Genomic DNA, 585 nt, shown 5'->3' with positions numbered 1-585 from the left:
GTTTGGCGGCGTCAAGCGTCGCCTTTGCTTCGTTCCACGACATAATAGCTTCGTCGCGGGTCATTTCGGCAATGGGTTTCGGGGTTTGTGCGGTCATAGGTTGGTTGCCTTTCTACGTTGGCGTTGCGTTGTTCGTCTTTCGACACAACCGAACCTAAGCCTTGGACAATCCGCAGTCAACAAAAATTTTGCGCTTGCGGGATAAAATTTTTTCGCCTAGGGTCGGCAACGGATCAATGCCCACACATGACGGATACCCGAACCCATGACCGACACTTATACGCCGCGCCTTCGTGCTAAGGTGCTAAAAATTATCGAAGAAAGGCCGCGCACGGTCACACTTAAAGACATTGCCGAAGGTGCCGACGTGCCCCTTGCATGGCTTAAGACGTTCGCGGCTGGAAACATTGGCGACCCTTCGGTGAACCGCGTAGAAGTGCTTTACGTGTATCTAACAGGGAAGTCGCTTGATGTTTGAAGCCCTGTTTAACATACCACAGGAACTACGCGACTACCCGCAATGGGTTGTTTGGCGCTACGAAGACCGCGACGGCGACAAACCGACGAAGGTTCCTTACGACCCGA

The 585-nt window shown here is 52.8% G+C and carries 1 protein-coding gene; it reads left to right on the top strand.

From position 1 onward, the window contains the following. The first annotated feature begins 265 nt into the window (after positions 1-265). Positions 266-478 carry a hypothetical protein gene (locus ADAD_RS16920; protein ID WP_139020493.1) on the top strand — a complete coding sequence of 71 codons (213 nt, stop codon included), beginning with the start codon at positions 266-268 and terminating at the stop codon, positions 476-478. The last annotated feature ends 107 nt before the right edge of the window (positions 479-585 follow it).

Source organism: Citromicrobium sp. JLT1363, from assembly GCF_000186705.1.
Taxonomy (GTDB): Bacteria; Pseudomonadota; Alphaproteobacteria; order Sphingomonadales; family Sphingomonadaceae; genus Alteriqipengyuania.
This window is presented reverse-complemented; position numbering and strand designations above follow the sequence as displayed.

Coding starts and splice junctions, on each gene's coding strand:
- ADAD_RS16920 (WP_139020493.1), top strand. CDS start 266: ATGACCGACACTTATACGCCGCGCCTTCGTGCTAAGGTGCTAAAAATT.